16 protein-coding genes and 2 pseudogenes are annotated in these 20,656 nt (G+C 66.8%); 10 read left to right on the forward strand and 8 right to left on the reverse strand.

The genetic code is table 11. The features are described 5' to 3' along the window. Window positions 1-57: 57 nt before the first annotated feature. The 3 genes from GT755_RS06115 to GT755_RS06125 are packed head-to-tail and all read right to left on the reverse strand — an operon-like array spanning window position 58 to window position 2,923. A complete protein-coding gene (locus GT755_RS06115) occupies window positions 58-765 on the reverse strand; it encodes a hypothetical protein (RefSeq protein ID WP_161478762.1) in 708 nt (235 codons plus the stop codon). Window positions 766-783: 18 nt separating this feature from the next. Continuing rightward, the gene (locus GT755_RS39235; protein ID WP_161478763.1) at window positions 784-2,250 is read right to left on the reverse strand and encodes a SpoIIE family protein phosphatase; all 1,467 of its coding nucleotides are present in this window, start codon (window positions 2,248-2,250) and stop codon (window positions 784-786) included. Between the two features lie 7 nt (window positions 2,251-2,257). After that, window positions 2,258-2,923: a class I SAM-dependent methyltransferase gene (locus GT755_RS06125; RefSeq protein WP_161478764.1), complete on the reverse strand. Its 666-nt coding sequence runs from the start codon at window positions 2,921-2,923 to the stop codon at window positions 2,258-2,260. Between the two features lie 211 nt (window positions 2,924-3,134). Here GT755_RS06125 and GT755_RS06130 point away from each other — a divergent pair, with 211 nt between their 5' ends. After that, window positions 3,135-3,836 carry a tyrosine-protein phosphatase gene (locus GT755_RS06130; RefSeq protein ID WP_328794201.1) on the forward strand — a complete coding sequence of 234 codons (702 nt, stop codon included), beginning with the start codon at window positions 3,135-3,137 and terminating at the stop codon, window positions 3,834-3,836. Here GT755_RS06130 and GT755_RS06135 read toward each other — a convergent pair. Next, window positions 3,823-4,593 carry a DUF817 family protein gene (locus GT755_RS06135; protein WP_161478766.1) on the reverse strand — a complete coding sequence of 257 codons (771 nt, stop codon included), beginning with the start codon at window positions 4,591-4,593 and terminating at the stop codon, window positions 3,823-3,825. The two genes, GT755_RS06130 and GT755_RS06135, sit on opposite strands and share 14 nt — an antisense overlap. 331 nt (window positions 4,594-4,924) lie before the next feature. Here GT755_RS06135 and GT755_RS40970 point away from each other — a divergent pair, with 331 nt between their 5' ends. Beyond that, window positions 4,925-7,612: an RICIN domain-containing protein gene (locus GT755_RS40970; protein ID WP_202609725.1), complete on the forward strand. Its 2,688-nt coding sequence runs from the start codon at window positions 4,925-4,927 to the stop codon at window positions 7,610-7,612. 122 nt (window positions 7,613-7,734) lie between these two features. Here GT755_RS40970 and GT755_RS06145 read toward each other — a convergent pair whose 3' ends face one another. Beyond that, complete coding sequence (locus tag GT755_RS06145; RefSeq protein ID WP_202609726.1) at window positions 7,735-11,046, reverse strand: family 16 glycoside hydrolase; 3,312 nt, start codon at window positions 11,044-11,046, stop codon at window positions 7,735-7,737. Window positions 11,047-11,360: 314 nt separating this feature from the next. Between GT755_RS06145 and GT755_RS06150 the strand changes: the two genes are divergently transcribed. Further along, window positions 11,361-11,699: a hypothetical protein gene (locus GT755_RS06150; protein ID WP_062349121.1), complete on the forward strand. Its 339-nt coding sequence runs from the start codon at window positions 11,361-11,363 to the stop codon at window positions 11,697-11,699. A gap of 5 nt (window positions 11,700-11,704) precedes the next feature. Here the strand turns inward: GT755_RS06150 and GT755_RS06155 are convergent, their stop codons facing one another. After that, the gene (locus tag GT755_RS06155; RefSeq protein ID WP_161478768.1) at window positions 11,705-12,808 is read right to left on the reverse strand and encodes an epoxide hydrolase family protein; all 1,104 of its coding nucleotides are present in this window, start codon (window positions 12,806-12,808) and stop codon (window positions 11,705-11,707) included. A 98-nt stretch (window positions 12,809-12,906) separates the two neighbouring features. On the opposite strand from GT755_RS06155, the pseudogene GT755_RS06160 reads away from it, so the two are divergent. Further along, window positions 12,907-13,614 (forward strand): annotated as a pseudogene (locus tag GT755_RS06160) (IS5 family transposase). A 63-nt stretch (window positions 13,615-13,677) separates the two neighbouring features. Here the strand turns inward: GT755_RS06160 and GT755_RS06165 are convergent. Further along, window positions 13,678-14,256, reverse strand: coding sequence for a hypothetical protein (locus GT755_RS06165; RefSeq protein ID WP_161478769.1), 579 nt, complete (start codon window positions 14,254-14,256; stop codon window positions 13,678-13,680). 83 nt (window positions 14,257-14,339) lie between these two features. Next, a pseudogene (locus GT755_RS06170) lies at window positions 14,340-14,618 on the reverse strand (IS5/IS1182 family transposase); the annotation flags it as partial. Window positions 14,619-15,004: 386 nt separating this feature from the next. On the opposite strand from GT755_RS06170, the gene GT755_RS06175 reads away from it, so the two are divergent. The 6 genes from GT755_RS06175 (at window position 15,005) to GT755_RS06200 (ending at window position 19,963) form a co-directional block, all read left to right on the forward strand. Then, entirely contained in the window at window positions 15,005-15,562 is a 558-nt protein-coding gene (locus tag GT755_RS06175) for a neutral zinc metallopeptidase (RefSeq protein ID WP_235966163.1), read from the forward strand. 254 nt (window positions 15,563-15,816) lie between these two features. Continuing rightward, on the forward strand, window positions 15,817-16,098 hold the full coding sequence (locus tag GT755_RS06180; protein ID WP_161478771.1) for a hypothetical protein: 282 nt from the start codon (window positions 15,817-15,819) through the stop codon (window positions 16,096-16,098). Next, on the forward strand, window positions 16,091-16,465 hold the full coding sequence (locus GT755_RS40975; RefSeq protein ID WP_328794202.1) for a DUF2283 domain-containing protein: 375 nt from the start codon (window positions 16,091-16,093) through the stop codon (window positions 16,463-16,465). Before GT755_RS06180 ends, GT755_RS40975 begins: the two co-directional genes overlap by 8 nt. A 428-nt stretch (window positions 16,466-16,893) precedes the next feature. Continuing rightward, window positions 16,894-18,357 (forward strand): hypothetical protein, encoded by a 1,464-nt coding sequence (locus GT755_RS06190; protein ID WP_161478772.1) that lies wholly within the window; start codon window positions 16,894-16,896, stop codon window positions 18,355-18,357. A gap of 190 nt (window positions 18,358-18,547) precedes the next feature. Beyond that, complete coding sequence (locus GT755_RS06195; RefSeq protein ID WP_161478773.1) at window positions 18,548-18,991, forward strand: hypothetical protein; 444 nt, start codon at window positions 18,548-18,550, stop codon at window positions 18,989-18,991. Between the two features lie 537 nt (window positions 18,992-19,528). Next, entirely contained in the window at window positions 19,529-19,963 is a 435-nt protein-coding gene (locus GT755_RS06200) for a hypothetical protein (RefSeq protein WP_161478774.1), read from the forward strand. The last annotated feature ends 693 nt before the right edge of the window (window positions 19,964-20,656 follow it).

Below are 20,656 nucleotides of genomic sequence, written 5' to 3' on the forward strand. Positions count from 1 at the left end.
TCCATCCGGGGCTGTCCCAGCACCGCTTTCGTACTCAGACCTAGTAGGGGATCGGCACTATCCGGGCCAGGGCACCCCGTCGTCCCACATGCGTTCCGCCTCGGCCGCGAAGCGGTGGAACCAGAGGCCGTCACCTGGCTCCAGTGCCAGGATCGGCCCGCTCTCGCCCGGCGGGCGGTGCTCGAAGCGCTGCGCGCAGACGTACACGCCGTCGATGACCTGGAGGCCCACCGTGGGGACGAAGCGGGTGAGCCGGATCTCCAGGTTGCCCCCGGTGAGTGAGCGCAGATGGTCGAGTTCGGCCAGGACGCCCCGGATGCGCCCGGCCAGCAGTGCCGGATCGGAGCCGCTGTAGCCGATCAGGGCCGCCGCCGCGATGACCGGCTCGTTGTCGGGGTCGACCATCATGACCCGGATCCGCGCGCCGCTCTCCAGCATCGCCTTCAGGTCGGCGCGCATCGTGTTGGCCGTCCGGGCCATCGACCGCCCGATGAACAGGTAGTCGCGGGCGCGGGCCCGCCGGGCCGCCAGCTCCGGCGGGAAGTCGTCGCGCAGGAGACGCCGGTCGGCGACCAGGTCGGCCACCTGGCGGCGCGACTTGATCTGCGAGAACGCCAGCAGCGCCAGCAGCGCGAGGGTCGCCGAGAGCAGCACCGGGGTCTCGGCCAGCCCGACGACACCCAAGGCGGTGAACGCCAGCGCGACCAGTCCGAGTAAGTAGAGGTCGAGGTTCTCGTCGCGGACGAGGCGGGTCAGGCGCTTCACGCGTCCATCATGGCGCGATCAGGTCCCCTTCACCGCGAGACTGAACCAGACCGTCTTCCCGCCCGCCACGCGGCTCGTGCCCCATCGGTCGGCGAGCTGGTTCACCACGAACAGCCCGCGTCCCTCCTCGTCGTGGCGGCCGGGTTCGCGGAGCCTGGGCATGCGGTGGTCGTCGTCGCTGACCTCGCACAACAGGCTGTCGGTGCGCAGGAGCCGGACCGTGATCGGGCGGGCCGTGGCCCGCACCGCGTTGGTGACCAGCTCGGAGGCCAGCAGCTCGGCCGTCGGTATGAGGCTGTGCAGGCCCCATCCGGCCAGCGTGCGCCGCACCAGCCCGCGCACCCGCGACGGGGTCTGCGTGTGCGGCTCCAGCAGCCACTGGGCGACGTCCTCGCTGGGGATGCCGGTGAACCGGATCGCCAGCATGGTCACGTCGTCGCGGGCCGGCGCGGCCGGGACCACGCTCGCGCAGACCTCCTCGATCGGCCGCACCCCGGCCAGCCCGCGCCGCAGGCGCTCGACTCCGACGCCGATGTCCTCGCCGCGCTCCTCGACCAGGCCGTCGGTGTAGAGGACGAGCACGCTGTCGTCGTCGGCCGCGATCTCCACCGTCTCGAACGCGTTGCGCCCGAGCCCGATCGGGGTGCCCGCGGGCGGCTGGAGCACCTCGGCCTTGCCCTCGGCGCTCACCAGGATCGGGGGCAGGTGGCCGGCGCTGGCGATGGTGCAGCGGCGCAGGACGGGGTCGTACACGCAGTAGACACAGGTCGTGATCGTCTGGGCGGCCAGGCGCTGCGCCATCTCGTCGAGCGACTGCAGCACCTGCTCGGCCGGCAGGTCCAGAGAGGCGAGCGTCTGTACGGCGATGCGCAACTGCCCCATGATCGCCGCCGCGTCGAGGCCGTGACCCATGACGTCGCCCACGACCAGGGCCACCCGGGAGCCGGGCAGCGGGATGACGTCGAACCAGTCGCCGCCCACACGCGCGGCGGCGGGCTGGTAGCGGAACGCGATCTCCAGACCGGGCAGAGAGGGAGGCTGCCCGGGCCGGATCCCGCGTTGCAGGATCTCCAGCGTCTCCAGCTGGCGGCGGTGCAGTCGGCCGTGGAAGATCGTCAACGCCACCGGCACCGCCAGCTGCCCGGTGACCAGCACGTCGTCCTGGTCGAACTCGCCGCGTTCACGATCCCGCGCCAGCACCGCGCACCCGATGGCCTCGCCATAGGCCCGCAGCGGCACGGTCAGCAGCCGTCCGCCCACCAGTTCGGGAACCGTGGCCGCCGGATCGCCCGACCAGCGCGAGGGCAACCGCCCCCGCGGATCGAGCCGGTGCACGGCACCCCCGTCGAGGTAGACGGCGGCGGCGTCGGCCAGCCGGGGCACGGCCGCCTCGCAGAGCAGCCGTGCGGCCTGCTCCGGGTCGAGGCAGTCACCGATCGCCCGTGCCGTGTCACCGAGAAAAGCCAGACCCTCGGTGTCGATCACTGCGCCGTCAGAACTGGTTCCGTCGGCAGTTGAGGAACAACTGGATCTCCGGCGGCGCCTGCGTGGTGGCCGGCGCGTAGGAGATGTCGGTCTCGACGGCCACGGTGAACCCGGTCTCCTCGACGAGGGCCCGCAGGTCTTCGCGCAGGTAACCGGTGACCCGGACGGGAGCGCCGAGGAACTGGAACGGCACGTCGTCGAGGTCGATCTCGACCATGCTGAGCGCCAGCAGCCCACCGGGCACGATCACGTCGTGGATCTTCTGCAACGCCGTCGCGATGTCGGCCCGCGGCAGCATCAGCAGCGAGAAGAACGCCACCACCGCGTCGAAGCGCCCAATAGAGGCGTCGATCTCGGTGACGTCGCGCTCCAGAAACGTGCCCTCGGGCACGTTCTTGCGCGCCAGGTCGAGCATGACGGGCGAGATGTCGATCCCGGTGACCTCGCAGCCCGCGTCGGCGAACTGCTTGGCGGTCGGCTCTCCGGTGCCGCATCCGACGTCGAGCACCCGGGCGCCCGGCTGGAGCTGCTTGATCAGCCACTCCACGGCCGCGATCTGCCCCTCCTTGTGGGGAAAGGCGTCGTCGTACCGTGACCCGATGCGGTTGAACGCCTCGGCCTGCATAGCCCGGTATTCGTCGCGACTTTGAGCCGAACCGGATTCAGTTGTCATCATGCCGCCATATGGGAGATCGCCGACTTCTGCCCACCAAGTGATAGGCCCTCCGGGCTCACAAGTCAAGATATATCTGCGTTAAATTGACATTTCACGCAAGCGACCTGCGATAACAACGTTGACTTGACGTGTCGGACAGGTCAATGCTGCGAGTCAGATAAATGTCGGTTTATGGTCGGCAATGCCCCTTGACGAGAAAGGACCCTTCGTGCCCCATCTGTCCTGGGAAGGCTGTCACAACACGCGAGACCTGGGAGGTCTCCCACTTCACGACGGCGGCCAAACACCGTTCGGCGCGCTGATCCGCTCGGACAATCCCGAACGCCTGACGGCGGCGGGCTGGGCGGCCGCCGTGGCCCATGGAGTGCGAACCGTGGTCGACCTCCGCGAGTCCTGCTCGGCCGACCTCCGGCCCGCCGGCCTGACGACGGTCCGCATCGACCTCGACGACATGGCCGACGAACAGGTCTGGCGGCACATCCGCGACAACGACCTCGACGGGACGCCGCTCTACTACCGCTACTTCATGGAGTCCAAGCCGGCCCAGTGCGTCGCCGTGGCGACGGCGGTGGCCCGCGCGCCGGAAGGCGGCGTGCTGGTGCACTGCGGCCTGGGACGCGACCGGACCGGCCTCATCGTCATGCTGCTGCTGTCGCTGGCCGGGGTCACCCGGGAGGCGATCGCGGCCGACTACGAGGAGAGCACGTCCCGGCTGGTCCCGCTCTACCCGGCGCTGGGAATCGACGACCAGACCGCGGAGATCGAACAGATCCTGCGCACCAAGGGAACGACCCTGAGAGCCGCCGTGTACGACGCCCTCGACGGCTTCGACGCGGAGAAGTACCTCCTGGCCGCCGGCATGGACCCCGCTGACGTGACGGCGCTGAAGACCCGCCTCACCCGGCCCTGACCCGCCGCTCCCGCGCGCCCCGCCAGGAGGCGACGATCACGAAGCTGACGGTCACCAGCAGCGCCCACGCCCCGATCTTCCCCGTGTGGACGAGCCGCCAGCCGTCCCGCTGATGCGGGTACTCCCACGCGCCGAAAAAGGTGGCGACGTTCTCCGCCACCCAGAGGAAGAACCCGGTCAGCAGCAGCGCCGGGGCCAGCGGCAGCCGGTAGCGGTGCCCGCCCACGGTGAACCACACCGCCGTCCCCCAGGTGACGACCACCAGCAGCACCGCCAGCGGCACCCGCAGGTCGACCCACCAATGGTGACTGACGAAGTTGACGTAGATCGCCACCGCGAGGAGCGTCACGGGCAGGGCCCGGTAGGCGACCAGCCGGAGCGAGAGGATCCGCCAGGCCGCGCACACGTAACTCCCGACGGCGGCGTAGAGGAACCCGCTGTAGAGCGGCACCCCGAAGAACTTGGTGTAGGCGTCCTCGGGATAACTCCACGACCCGAGCCGCACCTTGACCAGCTCGAACGCCAGCCCGACCACATGGAAGCACCCGATGACGGCGACCTCCTCGGTGGTCTCCCACCGCATGACGCGGAACACCACGGTGAGCGCGAGGGCGTACAGGAGCAGCGCGTCATAACGCGGCACGGGCAGGGGCAGCACCGACGAGAGCGCCAGCCCCGCGAACAACCCCACCGCGAACCCGCACGCCTTCGCCTCGGCCCACGCGAACCGGACCAGCTGCGCGACGAAGAACCTCACGCCGCCATTCGATCCGCCGACCGGCACGAGGTGGCGATGAACATGGGGAGATCATGTGCGAAATCGGTGGTGGTGCCGCCGTGAAAGTTTCATGAGCGGCGGCGGTTCGCCCGGCCGGGACCGCCCGGATCGCGGCTGATCCCCCGCAAGAGCGGATGAGGGGGTGCCTGCCCCCGAATTGACACCTGTTGCCAGACACCTCTCTTGATGCAACATTACCTCAGACGTCAGTCGGCATACGTCATATGTTTGGGTGTTGCGGATTCTTCGTCGACGTGGCACGGGGCGGACGACCTCGCGACAGGTGAAGAACCAGCGAAAGGAAAAGAGCGTGAAGTCAGTCTTATCCACCACCGGGAAGGTGTTGGCGGCGCTCGCGGTGTTCGCCGCCGCCGTGGTGCTCCCGAACATGGCGGGTGGGGTGGCCTCGGCGGCGACCCAGGCCACCTACTACGTCGCCCCGGACGGCAACGACTCCAACCCGGGCACGATCGCGTCGCCGTTCAAGACCCTGCAGCGCGCCAGGGACGTCGTCCGCACGGTGAACGCCAGCATGACCGGCGACATCTACGTCTACCTGCGCGGCGGGACGTACCCGGTCACCAGCACCATCGACTTCACGCCGGCCGACTCCGGCACGAACGGCTTCCGGGTCATCTATGCCGCGTACCAGAACGAGACGCCGGTCCTCAGCGGCGGCGTCCAGGTGACCGGCTGGACGCAGCACAGCGGGAACATCTGGAAGGCCCCGCTGAACCGCAACAACAAGCTCCGCGCGCTCTACGTCAACGACAAGCGCGCGTTCATGGCCTCCAAGACCATCAGCTCCGGCGGATGCACCGGCACCTACAACGTCACGGCCGGCCAGGCGTCATGGGCGTGGGAGTCGGGCTCGCAGTGCGCCGGGTCGCGGTACAGCCTGAACGACTTCCCCGCCGTCGCCGCCAACCAGGACGACATCGAGATCGAAACCGGCACGACCTGGACCACCGCCATCGTCGGCGTCCGCACGGTCACCTCCGACGGCTCGAACCGCATCGCGACGTTCCAGCAGCCGGGCGCGGCCATCGCGCAGGGCGCCTTCAACGGCAACGCGCAGGTCGGCGGCAGCCACAAGGTCATGAACGCCTACGAGTTCCTCGACCAGCCGAACGAGTTCTTCTTCGACAAGACCACCAAGACGCTGTACTACTACAAGGCCGGCTCCGACAACATGGCGACCGCGAGCGTGGTCGCGCCGAACAACGTGACGACCCTCATCAAGGTCGCCGGCACCTCCACGAGCGCCCGCGCCCGGAACATCACCTTCTCGGGCCTGACGGTGCAGCACTCCGACTGGAACCTGTTCAACGTGGCCGGCTCGGTGCTCAAGCAGGCCCAGCAGGGCAACCTCGGCGCCCTCGCCTACGCGAAGCAGAACTTCCACGCCTACTACTACCGCAACGTCGACACGGCGCCCGGCATGATCCAGATCGACAACGCCGACGGGCTGCTGCTGCAGAACAACCGCATCCAGCACACCGGCGTCGACGGCATCAGCATGGTCAACGACGTGGTGAACACGCAGCTGATCGGCAACTACACCAACGACATCGCCGGATCGGCCGTCGTCGTCGGCCATCCCCAGCACGTCTACATCGGCGACCACACCTCGTCGAACCGCGAGAAGTACCCCGCCGCGGTCGAGGGCGCGCCCAAGAACATCGAGATCAAGAACAACTACCTCTACGACAGCGCGGTGCTGTTCTACGGGCACAGCCCCGTCTCGGCCTACTTCGCCGAAGGCCTGTCCGTCCAGCGCAACCGCATCGAGAAGGCCCCGTGGTCGGGCGTCACGCTCGGCTGGGGCTGGTGGAACTTCGACGGCTCGTCAGGCTCGATCGCGCCCAACCGGCCGACCACGACGGCGAAGAACAACACCATCAGCTACAACCACTTCATCGACACGGTGCAGCGCCTGAGCGACACGGCTCCCGTCTACACGCTGGGCAACCAGCCGGGCACCACGATCACCAACAACTACATGCAGGGCGTGCCGGCGGGTCACAAGTACGGGCTCCACCCGGACGAGGGCTCGGGCAACATGGTCTTCCGCGACAACGTCCTGAGCGTCGACAAGAACATCACCTGGCTGATCAACTCCGACGACTTCGGCCGCAAGCACGACCTGAGCATCACCCAGACCTACGGGCCGATCAACAAGGTCTCCAACAAGAACCTGCCGAACAGCACGGTCCACGACATCATCGTGTCGTCCGACTACGTCTGGCCGGCCCCGGCCTACACCATCGCCGTGAACTCCGGGCTCGAAGACGCCTACCGCGGCATCATCCCGCAGAGCAACCTGTCCCTGCCCGACTACGTCCTGCCCGCCAGCACGTACACCGGCAGCGGCCAGACCTCGATCCCGATCCGCAGCACCGGCGACGCGTCCAAGAGCGTCTGGCTGGCCCCGGCGGGCACCACGACCTTCACCGCCGGTCCCACGATGACCAGGGCGGGCGGCACCGCGACGTCCATCGCCGTGCCGACCACCAACGGCGAATACCGTCTCTTCGTTGTGGACGCCCAGGGCAACCGCTCGGCGGCGTCGGCGTCGCTGGTCCGGCAGGGCAGCGGCGGAAGCAGCGGCGGCCAGCAGATCGTCGGCGCCCAGTCGAACCGCTGCCTCGACATCACCGGAGGCTCGGCCACCAACGGCGCCCAGGCCCAGCTGTGGGACTGCGGCACCGGCACCAACCAGCGGCTGACGTACACCTCGGGCAAGCAGTTGCAGGTGTTCGGCAACAAGTGCCTGGACGCCTCGGGCCAGGGCACCACGAACGGCACCCAGGTGATCATCTGGGACTGCAACAACCAGACCAACCAGCAGTGGAACGTCAACTCCAACGGGACGATCACCGGCGTCCAGTCGGGGCTCTGCCTCGACGCCTTCGGCGGCGGCACCGCCAACGGCACGAGGATCATCCTGTGGGCGTGCAACGGCGGCCCGAACCAGCAGTGGAGCCTGCGCAACTGAGGTTGTCTCCAAGACCAGGCCGCGGACGGTCACTCCCGGGCCGTCCGCGGCCTGCCGCAGGAAAAAAGGGGGCTCCGGTCAGTCCGGAGCCCCTTTGTCCTGCTGTCTAAACCGGCGTCACGTCAGGAGACCGGCTCGATCCAGACGTTGCGGAAACGGGGGTTCTCGCCCGCGTCGCCGTGGTCCTGGAGGCGGATGCCGCCCAGGGCCGCGCTTTCGGCGATGTGGTCGCCCGTGCCGCCGTCGACGGCCACGTCGTCGTGCACGACCTGGCCGTTCCAGACGACCGTCACCCGGGCGTTGTCGACCTTCGCGCCCGTGCTGGTGTAGCGGGCGGCGCGGAAGGTGATGTCGTACGTCTGCCACGTCCCCGGAGCGGTGGCCATGTTGCTGGAGGCCGCGCGCTTGTTGTAGATCGAGCCCGCGCCGTTGATGAGCGGCGCGGGGTCACCCGAGGACTCCAGGACCTGGACCTCGTAGCGTTCCTGGAGGAAGACGCCGCTGTTGCCGCGCTGCTGACCGGTCACGTTCGGCGGGTAGTCCGGCACCAGCCACTCGACGTGCAGCTTGAAGTCGCCGTAGATCTGCCGGGTGCGGATGTCGCCGCCGAGCGACTCCACCGAACCGTTGGCGATCGGCCACGTGGCCTGGCCGCCGGCCCGCTTCTCGAACGCCGCCAGGCTGGAGCCGTCGAACAGCGTGATGCGCTCGGCCCGCGACACGGTGAGGTGGTCGAGGTTGACGTTCCCGCCGTCGCCGGAGTCGAACTTGTACGTGATCTGGTTGGTGCCCCGCACCAGGTTCAGCGGCTCGGTCTGGACGGCCCAGCTGTTCCAGCCGCCCGAGGAGGCCAGGCGCGTCTGCCGGACCTTCTCGCCGTTGACGTACACGCTCAGCGACCTGGTGGTGTCGGCCGCGTAGCGGAGGCCGACGTTGTGGGGGCCGGTCGTGTCGGACCACACGGAGAACGACGTGCTCGCGCCCTGGTTCCAGTAGCCGTCGACGAAGCCCTTGTAGGTGTAGCCGGGGTGGTCCTTGTTGGCCTTCGCGCCGCCGGCCAGCGTGGCGTTCTCGGCCTCGAACACGCGCTGCGCGGCCACGGTGATGTGGTCGAGGTTGACGTGGCCGGTGTCGCCGGCGTCCACCTTGTACGTGATGAGGTTGACGCCCTCGTTGAGGGTCAGCGGTTCGACCCGGGTGGCCCACTGCTCCCACGTGACCGTGCTGGGCAGCGGAACCTGCCTGATCTTGGTCCCGTTGACGTACACGCTCACGGACTTGTTGCCGGGCGCCGGGTTCGGGCCGTTGGAGTAGCGCAGGCCGACGTGGTAGGTGCCGTCGCGGGGGACGGTCACGGCGAACTGCGTGGCCGCGCCCTGGTTGCCGTACCCGGCGACGAAGCCGCTGCCCGTGTAGCTCAGGTGGTCGGTGGCCAGGCCCGCGCCGCCGCTGTGCGAGGCGCTCTCGGCCTCGTACACGGTGTCGCTCTCCAGGCCGTCGACCAGCGTGTTCAGCGTGTACCAGGCCTCGGTGCTCCACAGCGGCCGACCCGACGCCGAGGCGAACGGGCGCGGCGAGCGCAGGTGCACCACGCGGTCGGCCTTGAGGCCCGCGATCTTCAGCGTGACCTTCTTCTTGTCGGCGGACAGGTCGGCCGAGGTGACGGTCAGCGGCTCCTCGTCGACCTTGGGGCCGCCGTAGGTGGAGGACGCGGCGTAGCGCCACTGGGTGATCTGGTACTTGGACGCCAGCGACGCGGCGGTCTCGTCCGAGAGCGGCTGCGTGTACTCGACCTCGAAGCCGCCCGCGATCGCGCGCATGCGCAGCATCTCGAAGGCGGTGTCCTCACCGGGGGTCAGCTTCTGCAGGCCGTAGTTGAGCTTGCCCGCCTGGCCCCAGTTGCCGCCGGCGCCCAGGCCGCCGGCGTAGACCGCGCCGTCGGGCCCGAGGCTGATCCGGTTGACGCCCGCTTCGAGGCCCTGGGTGAGGCGGAAGACCGCGCCCTGGTACTCGCCGTTGACCTTCTCCAGGTAGCCGCGCTGGATGCCGCCGTACGTGACGTCGCCGAACAGCATCTGCCCGGCGAACCGGCCCTCCTTCACCAGCAGCGGCGTGCTGGGGGAGTTGGCGATCTCGTTGTGCGGCAGCCACAGCACCGGCTTGGTGACGACGTTGTCGTCGAACCGGCCGTCGGGGTTGGTGTAGTGGTTGAAGAACCGGCCCGGCTTGACGTGCACGAGCTTCGAGGCGGGCAACCAGCCGCCCTGGTTGTCCATGACGAACAGGTCGTCGTTGGGACCCCACGCGAGCCCGTTCGGGGTACGCAGGCCTCCGGCGATGTACTCGACCGCGCCGGTGTCCTTGTTGACCTTGATGGTGGTGCCCCGGTCGGACGCGGGCTGCGGGTCGGTGGTCGCGCCGCCGTAGTTGATGGCGACCGACAGGTTCAGGTAGAAGTGCCCGTCCCGGTAGAGCATGCCGAACGCGAACTCGTGGAAGTTGCCGCCGAACGGCCAGGTCGCCACGGTCCTGAGGTTGTCGGCGACGTCGTCGCCGTTGGTGTCGTTCAGCTCGACCAGCCGGGACTTCTCCGACACGTAGAGCTTGCCGTCCACGTACTTGATGCCCATGGGCTCCTGCAGCCCACTGGCGATCTTCTTCGTGGTCACCTGCGCGGCCGAGGTCGCGCCGGTGACGTTGTCGAGCAGGTAGACCTCGCCGAGCTTGTTGTCCGTCCCGCCCCAGGTGGTGATCGCCAGCCGGTCGTCGGGCAGCCAGTCCATGCCGGTCACTTGCGGCTGGAACCCACTGGGCCGCAGGTCGGTGAGGGTGAAGTCGGGGTGGACGGAGGTCAGCGGCAGCCCGTCGCCGGGGGAGTCGGCACCGCTCTCGCACTCCTTGCGCCCCGGGCCGGTGACGCGGACGACGTCGGCGTCGGTGCTCAGCACCGAGTTGGGCACGAGGGTGAACTGCGCGGAACCCGGGGGCCGCCACTCCAGCTTGAGCTGCTGCCCGTACAGGTGCTCGAAGTGGTCGATGCGCAGCGCGTGGTAGCCGGTGGTCAGGTTGATCGCGCCGTCGACGGCGATCGCCCCGTGCCGCCCGTCGTTGGTGATCACGACGGTGTCGTCGATGCGCAGCCGGGAGCCGTCGTCGCTGGTGAGCCGGAACTCGTACGCGCCGGCGGTGGCGATGGAGATGTTGCCGACGACCTCGGTGACGAACATGTCGGTCAGCCCGAAGTCGGCGTCGGACGTCCAGTCGATCGTGGGCATCAGCTTGTCCACGTTGGGCGTCTGACCGGGCTTGAGCGTGCAGAGCTTGGACAGCTCGACCTGGACGTCATAGGTGCGCAGGGTGACGCCCGGCTCCTGCGGCGGCACCGCCGCCCGCGCTTGCGCGGGCACGACGAGGCACGAGAGCGCAGTGAGCACTGAGGCGGATAACAGGGGTATTTTCCGCATGGCCAGTCCCATCTCGGTGAGGGAGCCGCGGTCAGGGCGGCGCAGGGGGGTTACGGCACCGCCGATATGGCCGGCGTGACGGCGGATGCCGGTTGCTGTAACACGGGCGTATTAATGCTGCTCTGCGCCGTAATATAGAGCGTGTTCGTCGGCTTGCCCATAGTCTTTTGCCGGAATCGGCAAAAGTTGTGACCTCTTCGACAGAAGGCGTCGGGGGGGCGGCCGGTCGATGGAGCAGCCCCCTACTCATGCGCCGACACCGGTGTTCCCGCCAGTCTCGGTGCATGCCACAGCACATCCGCAAGTACTGGGGACCCCTCAAGGGACGGGTTCCGCTCAACTTCAACTGGGGTGCGATCAACGTCAACTCGATCGTGCACGTCGCCGCCAGCGAGTACATCCCCGAGTCCGACCCCGACGCCCACGGCGGCTTCGCCGACGCCAACCACCAGCGCTTCATCGGCTCCGCCAACGTGACGGTCTCCAACATCGCCCCCCACGGCCCGCCGTGGGACGCCAACCAGGGCGTGACCTTCGTGGTCAACGTCGACTGGCCCCACCCGATCCCCATCGTCACCGACATCACCGTCTTCGACGAGGGCCCGATCGAGATCCAGAACTAGCCCGTTCACAGGCTCCGGAAGAAGTCCCGAAGATCCTTTACGAGCACCTCCGGCGCCAGGTGCGCGGCGTAGTGGCCGGCGGGCTCCTCGTAGGCGTGCCACGACCGGATGTCCGTGTGGTCGCGCTCGGCGAAGGTGCGCATCGACACGAAGTCGCCCTTGAACATCGCCAGCCCGATCGGCGCCGTGGTCGGCCCGGCCGGCGCCTCGGCCCTGGCATCCTCGTAGTAGAAGCGGGTGGCCGAGGTCGCGGTGCCGGTCAGCCAGTAGAGCATGACGTTGGTGAGGACGAAGTCACGGTCGAGGCCCTCGCCCATGAGCTGGGCATGCCAGCCGAGCAGCCCGGCGGGGGAGTCGGTGATGGCGTACGAGAGGGTCTGCGGCTGCTGCGAGTGCAGGGTGTTGAACGACATCTTGTTGTCGCGGAACCAGGAGAGGACCTTGAGCGCCTCCTGGTCCTCCGGCGTGATCTTCGCGAACTCGGCGGGATCGCCGGACGGAAACGAGTAGATCTGCGTGACGTGCACGCCGACGACGTGCTCGGGATCGACCCGCCCCTGCTCGGGCGCGACGAGCGACCCGGCGTCGTTGCCCCCGGTGCCGTAGCGCTCATAGCCCAGCCGCCGCATCAGCTCGGCCCACGCCCTGGCCGTACGGAACCGGTTCCACCCCCGCTCCCGGGTGGGCCCGGAGAACCCGAACCCGGGCAACGAGGGCATGACCAGGTGAAAGGCCTGCTCCCCGGCCGGTGGCTCGGTGAGCGGCCCGATCACGTCGAGGAACTCCACGACGGACCCGGGCCACCCGTGGGTCAGCAGCAGCGGCAGCGCGTCCTGGCGTGCGGAGCGGACGTGTAAGAAGTGCACGTTCTGCCCGTCGATCTCGGTCGTGAACTGCGGATGGGCGTTGAGCCTCGCCTCCCAGGCGCGCCAGTCGTAGGCGTTTCGCCAGTACTCGGCCAGCTCCTTCACGTAGGCCACCGGCACCCCGTAATCCCACCCCGTGTCGGGGATCTGGTCCGGCCACCGGGTGCGGTCGAGCCGGTCGCGGAGATCGTCGAGGACGGCCTGAGGGATGTCGATCCGGAAGGGGGTGATCTCTTCGCTCATGACCGCAACGCTACGGGGCCTTGCGGGGTGGCGTCCCTGCTGGAAACCTCGGCGCGCTTAGACCGTGACTCATTTGGGTTGTGGTTGTTGGATCGTTCGTGGATGCGTTCTTTAAGCGGCTGGTGCCCGACGACCTGTGGGAGCTGTTTCATCGTGTGGTTCCGCCGGTGCCGGCCCGTCCGCAAGGTGGCGGGCGGCGGCGGGTGGAGGATCGGGTGATCCTGGCGGCGATCGTGTATGTGGCCATGACCGGCTGCGCCTGGCGGCAGCTTCCGCCCGTTGTCGGCGCCTCCTGGCAGAGGGTGCACCGCCGTTTCGCCGGATGGAGCGGCGCATGGGTGTGGGCCAAGCTGTATCGGGTCCTGCTGGATGAGCTCGGCGCCTGCGGTGAACTGGACTGGTCGCGGTGCGCGATCGACTCCGTCAGCGTGCGAGCGGTCAAAGGGGGGAGCTGACCGGTCCGGATCCTGTCGATCGCGGCAAGAACGGGTCGGAGATCCACCTCGTCACCGAACGGACCGGTCTGCCGATCTCTGTCGCGATCAGCGCCGCACGGCGACAAGGGCTATGACTACTCCCGCGTGAGGGCATTCCTGCGCGGGTGTGGCATCGTCCCGCGCATCGCCCGGCGCGGGATCGAGTCCAGTCAGCGGCTGGGCCGCCACTGCTGGGTGGTGGAGCGGACCGTCTCCTGGCTGGCCGGGTGCCGGCGATTACACCGCCACTACGAACGCCGCGCCGACCACTTCGCCTTCTTCGTCGCCATCGCCGCAGCCCTCATCTGCTATCGCCGCCTCACCAAATGAGTCACCGTCTTACTGGACCCGCGCCCTACATCGAGCGCTGCCGCCCTGCCCTGACAGGGCGCATCACCCGGGTTCCGGCCAGGTCCCGTCGGGGATGCGATACATGGTGCGGGTGGATGTGAACCACTCCTGATCGAGAAAACGTCCCGTGATCCGGCCCGCCATGCACAACATGAGGTGCAGGTTCCGTCGGTCGTCCTCGCCGAGTTCCAGCCCGTCGGCATAGGCCAGGTAATCAGGGAGATCCATGTTTCCCTCCTCGTCCGGCGGCCCGGCGTAGCCGAGTTGCCGGCCGTCGTAGTAGAGATACAGCCCCTCAAGGAGGTAGCGGTCGTCGTCGTACCGAACCTGGAAGACCCGCCGCTTCCCCAGGTTGCGGATGGCGGGGTGATAGGGATAGAGGCCGAAGGCGAGGAGGTGTGTCCAGCCCGGCGCGTGCGGGCCGAGCCAGACCGTGTCCGCCGGTCGTCCCTGGTAGAGGTCGATCAGTGTGCCGAGATCACACTCCTGCCGCGTCTTCTCGTCCACCCGGAGAAGTCTCGCCACCTTCTCCTGGTCGTCGCTTTCGACCCAGAGCCCATGGAAGTAGTAGCTCAGGTCATACTCGACGAGCAGATCCCACTGGTCGTGCACGGGAAGCATGATGCCGCCTTGTGTCGGGTTGTGAACTTGTGTCGGGTCGTGAAGGGGTTGCCGGGCGGTGACCCGGCAACCCCGCTCAGACGAGTGTCGGCGCGGCGTTCGTAGTGGCGGTGTAATCGCCGGCACCCGGCCAGCCAGGAGACGGTCCGCTCCACCACCCAGCGGTGGCGGCCCAGCCGCTGACTGGACTCGATCCCGCGCCGGGCGATGCGCGGGACGATGCCACACCCGCGCAGGAATGCCCTCACATGGGAGTAGCCGTAGCCCTTGTCGCCGTGCAGCTTGGCGGGCCTGCGTCGGCGTGGTCCACGGCGTGAGCGGATGGCCGGGATGCCGCACACCAGCGGCTCCAACGCCAGGCTGTGACCGGATCATGCCCCGTGCTCAACGGGGCTGCGGTATTCGCCCCGCGAGCCGCCTGATCGGGGCATGGGATCACGTGAAAGAGCCTTACACAGCCACTTCGACACGATCAGCCAGGTCGATGATTTGGCCCTGGAAGGAGTTTCCTCAGGTCAAGCCGGGCGTTGAAACCATTGATGCGTATCCGTCATCGTTCCCGCATCTGTGAAAAACGCCATATTCGCCTCTGCGCGGGGGCGTTTGCAATGGAGTCCCATCCCCTCCGGAAACCGGGACCTCCATGCGCATCCGATCGGCGGCCCTTGCCGCACTCCTGACATCGTCCCTGCTCATAGCCACTCCAGCGAGCGCGGCCCCGCGCGTTCCCGACGACATCAACGCCGACATGACCACCGCGATCAACGTGACGAACGCCTATTGGGCCCGCAACTGGACCAGCTTCTTCACCGGTACCTATCAGCCTCCCAAGGTCTTCGGCTCCTTCCGCCGGGGCGTGCGGCAGCCGCCGGCCTGCGGTGGTAGCCGCACCGGCTTCGGCAACGCCTTCTACTGCCTGCCCGGCGACTTCATCGCCTGGGACTTCGACCTCATGGCCGGCGGCTACCGATCCGGTGACGCCTGGGTCTACCTCGTCATCGCCCACGAGTGGGGGCACGCCGTCCAGGCCAGGATCCAGCGCTCTCTCGTGCCCCGCGCCCAGGAGTTACAGGCCGACTGTTTCGCCGGCGCCGTGCTGTTCGGCGCCGCGGCCCAGAAGACGCTCCTCTTCGAGGACGGAGACGTGGCCGAACTCCGCGCCGCCCTGCGCCGCATGGGCGACCGCACCCCGTGGACCGACGTCGGCGACCACGGCTCCGCCGAGCAACGGATCTCCTTCTTCACCCGCGGCGCCGAGGGAGGCGTCCGCGCCTGCCTGCCGACGGCGTCCCGGCTGTCGAGATAGACAATCGGGCGCGACCCGATTGTGGTGCTGCTGCGCGCGGTGAACCTCGGCGGCCATAAAAGGATCTCCCTGCCGTACCCGCGCGCAGTGTGCACCGAGTCCCTGCCTGGCGCGACGATCCCCGTCTCGATGCCTTGTACCAACAGGCAATCCACTACCCGCATCCGCCGAATACACGTATATTCCACAATAGGCATGACGTGACATCCGGCCCCAATGTGTCAGGAGGAAGCGGGGACTATTGTGAATATCTGGTGTTGACCTCTTTATCGCCGCAGGAAATCCGTGACTACTTCGGCAAGGCCAAGATCGCAGGCGCGCGGCACGACGCGATGATCTCCCTCTACTCCAGCTATCCCGACGCCGGCGAGAGCCGGTTCATTGTCGAGTTCATCGATTTCTACTGCAACCCCCTGGGGCTGGCTTTGCGGCGGCCTCTAGCCTGCTGTTCCGCCTGGGCGGGTGTCATTTCTCGGCGTCGCGGACCGCACGGCGAGAGCCTCTCCGTTGAGAGCCCTATATGTCGGGGTGTGTGAAAGAACTGTTCCGTGGAAAGGTCAAGAAAGTAATGCGTTTCCACTGGATGTAAAGACGGCTATCCCTGTCGGCCTCCTGGATATCGATGCCGGCAAGTCAATTGAGGACCCGCAGAGCAGAAGGAAGAAGGGTGAGATGATTGAATTGCGTGTGACCTATGATCGACTGGCCGATGCCGCCTATATCTATATTTCCGATGGAATATTGCCCGGGGGATCTGTTCAGACGTATGCCTGCGACCCCGGTGAAGTCGGGGGAATGATAAATCTGGATTTCGATGAATTCGGCAAACTGATCGGCATCGAAATCTTGGGGGCCAGATCGAAGTTGCCGCATCGCATCCTTGACTCTGCTGAACGCCTATGAGATATCTCCAATCCCGGCAACGCCGAAGCTCAGCTCGCAACCTTTCCGGCCCAGCGTGGGCCGATCCCTGGTCCGAAAACATAACCAGAGCGAAGCGCAGCCTGGGAGCGCGTGAGCGACGCCCTTCTCCAGGGGCGTTCCCATATGCAGGAAGGCGAATGACGTGTGGCAGGTGCCCGAAGGGCACAACCACATGAGCCGTTCATTCGCCAGAGGTGGCGGGCAGTACTCGAGCACTTCACCGCAGCTCAGCACTCTCTAGCGGATCGGCTTCTCCTCCCCGCACTCCAGCACGCTGCGCCCGGAGCTTTCTGCGCGCCGCCGCGCGGAAGTGAGTAGGTCGCTATCACGCCCGCCCTCTGTTGTGAGGATTGTGAGATCGGTAGCTTTCCCGTTCGACCTCGTGCACACCTGCGTACTTTTTCCCCGTGATCGCACCGATTGTGTTCCTTTTGATAGTGATTTTGGGCATCCCTGCAACGTTCGTCTGCGGCGCCGTGATCTTCGCGGCGCGATCGGCCCCTCGCGACCGACATGCCCATGTGGGCAGAAACCGCCTGGTCGTTGGGGCGATCTTGTCGGCGTTCGGTCTCGTGGCGATGGCCCTCATCGCGTGGTCCACCCATGAAGACCAGCACTATGACGACTTCGGGTCAGCGCTGACTGCTCTGGCGGGCGTGGTGGCTGGCGCGCTGCTCATCTTCGGATTGGGACCCTTCATTCCATGGCTGCTGCTAGTGCTCTGGCGAAACGCCTCACGGCTGCCGCCCGCGTTTCGGCCGGCAGTCCGTCCTCTGGCCGACAGACCCGCCCGGACAGCCGCCGGCGTAACGACGACGATGAGCGCGACCGCCGTCGCGATCGCCGTGGTGATCATCTCGGTTGCCGTAACGGCGAAGGCCAGGGCGGATTATCGGCCTGAGGGCCGACTGGGCGCACTCGTGGTGGAAGGGTTCTCCCCGGACCAGGCGGCCACCGTGCGGGCGGTCATCAGGCAGGAGTTGTCCGGCGCACCCATCGCAGAGAACAATGGCCAGCGCGAACTCGGCCATATTGAGGTGGAGACCTCCGGCTATTCCTACTGGGGCGAAACACACATAGGTGACCAGGCGCTGCTCCGCTACCTCACCGGCGATCCGTCAACCCCCTACGACCCGGAAACAGCCGTGGTGATCACGACAGGCGAAGAAGGAGTAGCAGACTCAGCGAAGGTCCGGTACGCCTTCTTCGAGACCAATCAATCGCCGTCCACGAAGACCATCCCGGCGATCACGGTCAGTCCACCCGAGCCCCGTCTGGGGTCGGTCTTCATCCCCGCGAAGGTTGTGCGGGATCTCGGCTTTCACCTGGAACCGGAGCAGCTGATCATCGACCCTTCTCTTCATCGAACCTCGGCGATCGAGCGGGAGCGGCTCGATCGCAGACTCGAGGAGACCACGCGGATTCACCTTGAGCAGGGTTACCAGGCCCCGACCGGCTGGCTGTACGTCGTAGCGGTACTGGTGCTCATCGCCCTCCTCGGCACACTGGCCACGATCCGTTCTGCTCGTTCGATGCGCCTCCTGCTCCGGGCCGGTGGCGGCTCAGCCGCTGCCCTACGCTTCTTCGTCGGCTGCCGAGCGGCATTCAGCGCGGCCCTCGGCACGGCGATGGGCGCCTGCGCCGGGTGCGTCATCGGCCTTCTCCTGGCGTGGCCCATGACCGCCCCGATCGACTGGGATCCGGCCCCACGGGCACCGTTCGAGACCCCCTGGGCGCTGATCGCCGCTCTGGTCGTCGGACTTCCCGCATTCGCCGCAGCCATCGCGGCCTTCGCCCCTGTCAGATGGCTCACCCGGTCGGACCGCATATCGAAACCCACGCTTCCGCCCTCTCCCGTATCTGTGCCATAAAAGGGGCCGCAGACGCGGTGGGTCGCGGAGAGAACAGCAGCAGGCGATACTCGGCGCCGTGGTGGCCATGGTGAGCCGGTAAATAGGCATCAGCCCTCGGCGAGGGCGTCCCCAACATATTCATATGAACTGGATGTATCGAAACCTCAGCCAGATCTTGTGGACATCATGACGCTAATGGATCAGTTCAATGAGTGAGATGATTCAGGTATTCGAGTTCGCTCGGACCGGCAGACTCGGTTTCGTCACCCTGGGGATGTCGTTGGATGAGGTTCTGCGACAGATGGAGCCCCCCGACGGGATGACCGACGGGGCGTGTCCCATATATGCATTCCGGGATGTGCAACTGGGATTTTCTGATGCGAATGTACTCTGGCTTATCATGGTCGAGCCCAGAGGAGATCTCACTTTGCCGTCGCCGATTGGTTCGGGCGGGGCCTTCCACACGCCGAAGCTATCGCATGTCATGGCATACATGCGAAAAGTGAACGAAGACGTGGAATGGTGTGAGCCATATGTGCCGGGGGAGGAATGGTTGAGAGTCTGCCGCTCCGGTGTTAATTTGAGTTTTGATGACGATGGCACCTTGCAGACGGCAGGACTCTCGGATAAAAGATATCTCTCCGAGGTGTGAGTCGATATATCGTCACGGTGGCGGTCGAACTGGGCGACGTCGGCCACACCCATACGAGCCGGCCCAGCCGTAGCCACGTCATCGCTTCCCGTGCCCGACTGCGATCGGCTTGGCCCGCGAACACACCCAACGCTGCCAGGCCGCAGAAGCCGCCAACGCGCTGCTCGAAGCCGAGAGGACGACATCAGACCAGCTCCGCAATCACCACACAGGCATCGAGCGGCCGCCCACGCCTGATAAAGAGGAACTTGCACAACGGATCGGCGCCTAGAGGGATCGCATCAGTACTGGCGAGACGTCGAAAAAGGAGGCCCGCTCAAAACGTGTGAGCCGCCATAGGCGACCCCGATCAGGTGCCCCGACGGGGCAATAACCACGGGCCATTCATTCACCAGTGGAGCTAACGCTCGCCTACTCGAACTCGGCCATCCGGATCGACATGCCTTATGAATGATGGCGGCTGAGACGTGCACTCTCTGCACCGAATGCACACCAACTGCGCGCCTTCCCCCCATACACGTCTGCTTTGATGGCGCCGTGACGGAACGGAGAACACCACAAGCGCCCGAGGTCCACCACTGGACCTTCGGATGCGGGCTCTCCACGCTCGTCGCCATCGCGTGCGCGACGTTCGGGACCTTGCTCGATATTCACCTGGTAGCTCGCGCGGAGTACTACTGCCTGGGCGACCTGAGCGCCGGCCAGAACTTCGCCGGTGCGGTCTGGTCTCTGAGCCGGATCGTGATCTTTCCGTTCGTCTCGGTGTTGTCGGCGCTCGCCGCGCAGGCATTCCACTTGCTGACCCGGCTGCCATGGCTGGCCGGGCGTTTATGGCCGACCTGCATACTGCTCCCTCTCACCCTTGCTGGCTCCTTCGCCGGACCCGTAGCCATGACCGTGTACGACTTGGCCACCAAGGGCACTCCAGGTGATTGTGTTCTCCCTTGGTGGCCTTCGTGGGTTCCCTCGTAACCTGGCAACGTCCTACACCCGGAGGCCTTTGCAAATGTTTGCTGACCGCGTCGCCCCCTGGTCGGCCTCCTGCCAACCCGGTGGGTCCGGTGAAGTGGGATTCGGTCGGAAACGCTACATCGATGCGGATGTGGGACCGGCGGTGGCCTCCGACGCGCCGACCTACCCCATTGCTCTGTTCCTTCACGTCACCCGACAGTCGGAAACGGCGGTGTCTCGAAAAACACCGCCGTCAATGGACCTGCTGCGCTATTCGCCGCCGCTCTGCGGAGGTTGTTCGCTTCGGTAACGTGTTGGTCGTGGCGGGCAACGACTACACCTCGGCGAAGCGAGGCCTTCCCAGGGAGCGCGAGGGGGCGAAGCCCTCTCGTATCGGGGGGCCGGGGGGTCGTCCCCCCGTGTGGCAGAAACGGTGAATGGCCCGCGGCAGGTGCCCCGAAGGGGCGACAACCACGGGCCACTCATTCACCAGTGGAGCTAACGCTCATCTACTCGAACTCATCCAACTGGCTCGCGGTGTCCCACGGATGACAGGATCTGGACGGCACCAGGGCGATCGGAACCTTCTCACGATCATGCGCTCTCCAGACAATTCCCCGTCGTCAGACGAGCGCAGTGCGGGCCATCGCCCCTTGAGGTCGCTCAGCGCGACGCGGAACTGTTGCGCCGCCTGTCCCAGTAACGGTGTACCTG

This window comes from Herbidospora solisilvae (genome assembly GCF_009901565.1).
Lineage (GTDB): Bacteria > Actinomycetota > Actinomycetes > Streptosporangiales > Streptosporangiaceae > Herbidospora > Herbidospora solisilvae.

Coding starts and splice junctions, on each gene's coding strand:
- GT755_RS06175 (WP_235966163.1), top strand. CDS start 15,005: ATGACCACCGCGATCAACGTGACGAACGCCTATTGGGCCCGCAACTGG.
- GT755_RS06155 (WP_161478768.1), bottom strand. CDS start 12,808: ATGAGCGAAGAGATCACCCCCTTCCGGATCGACATCCCTCAGGCCGTC.
- GT755_RS06195 (WP_161478773.1), top strand. CDS start 18,548: ATGAGTGAGATGATTCAGGTATTCGAGTTCGCTCGGACCGGCAGACTC.
- GT755_RS06150 (WP_062349121.1), top strand. CDS start 11,361: ATGCCACAGCACATCCGCAAGTACTGGGGACCCCTCAAGGGACGGGTT.
- GT755_RS06125 (WP_161478764.1), bottom strand. CDS start 2,923: ATGACAACTGAATCCGGTTCGGCTCAAAGTCGCGACGAATACCGGGCT.
- GT755_RS06165 (WP_161478769.1), bottom strand. CDS start 14,256: ATGCTTCCCGTGCACGACCAGTGGGATCTGCTCGTCGAGTATGACCTG.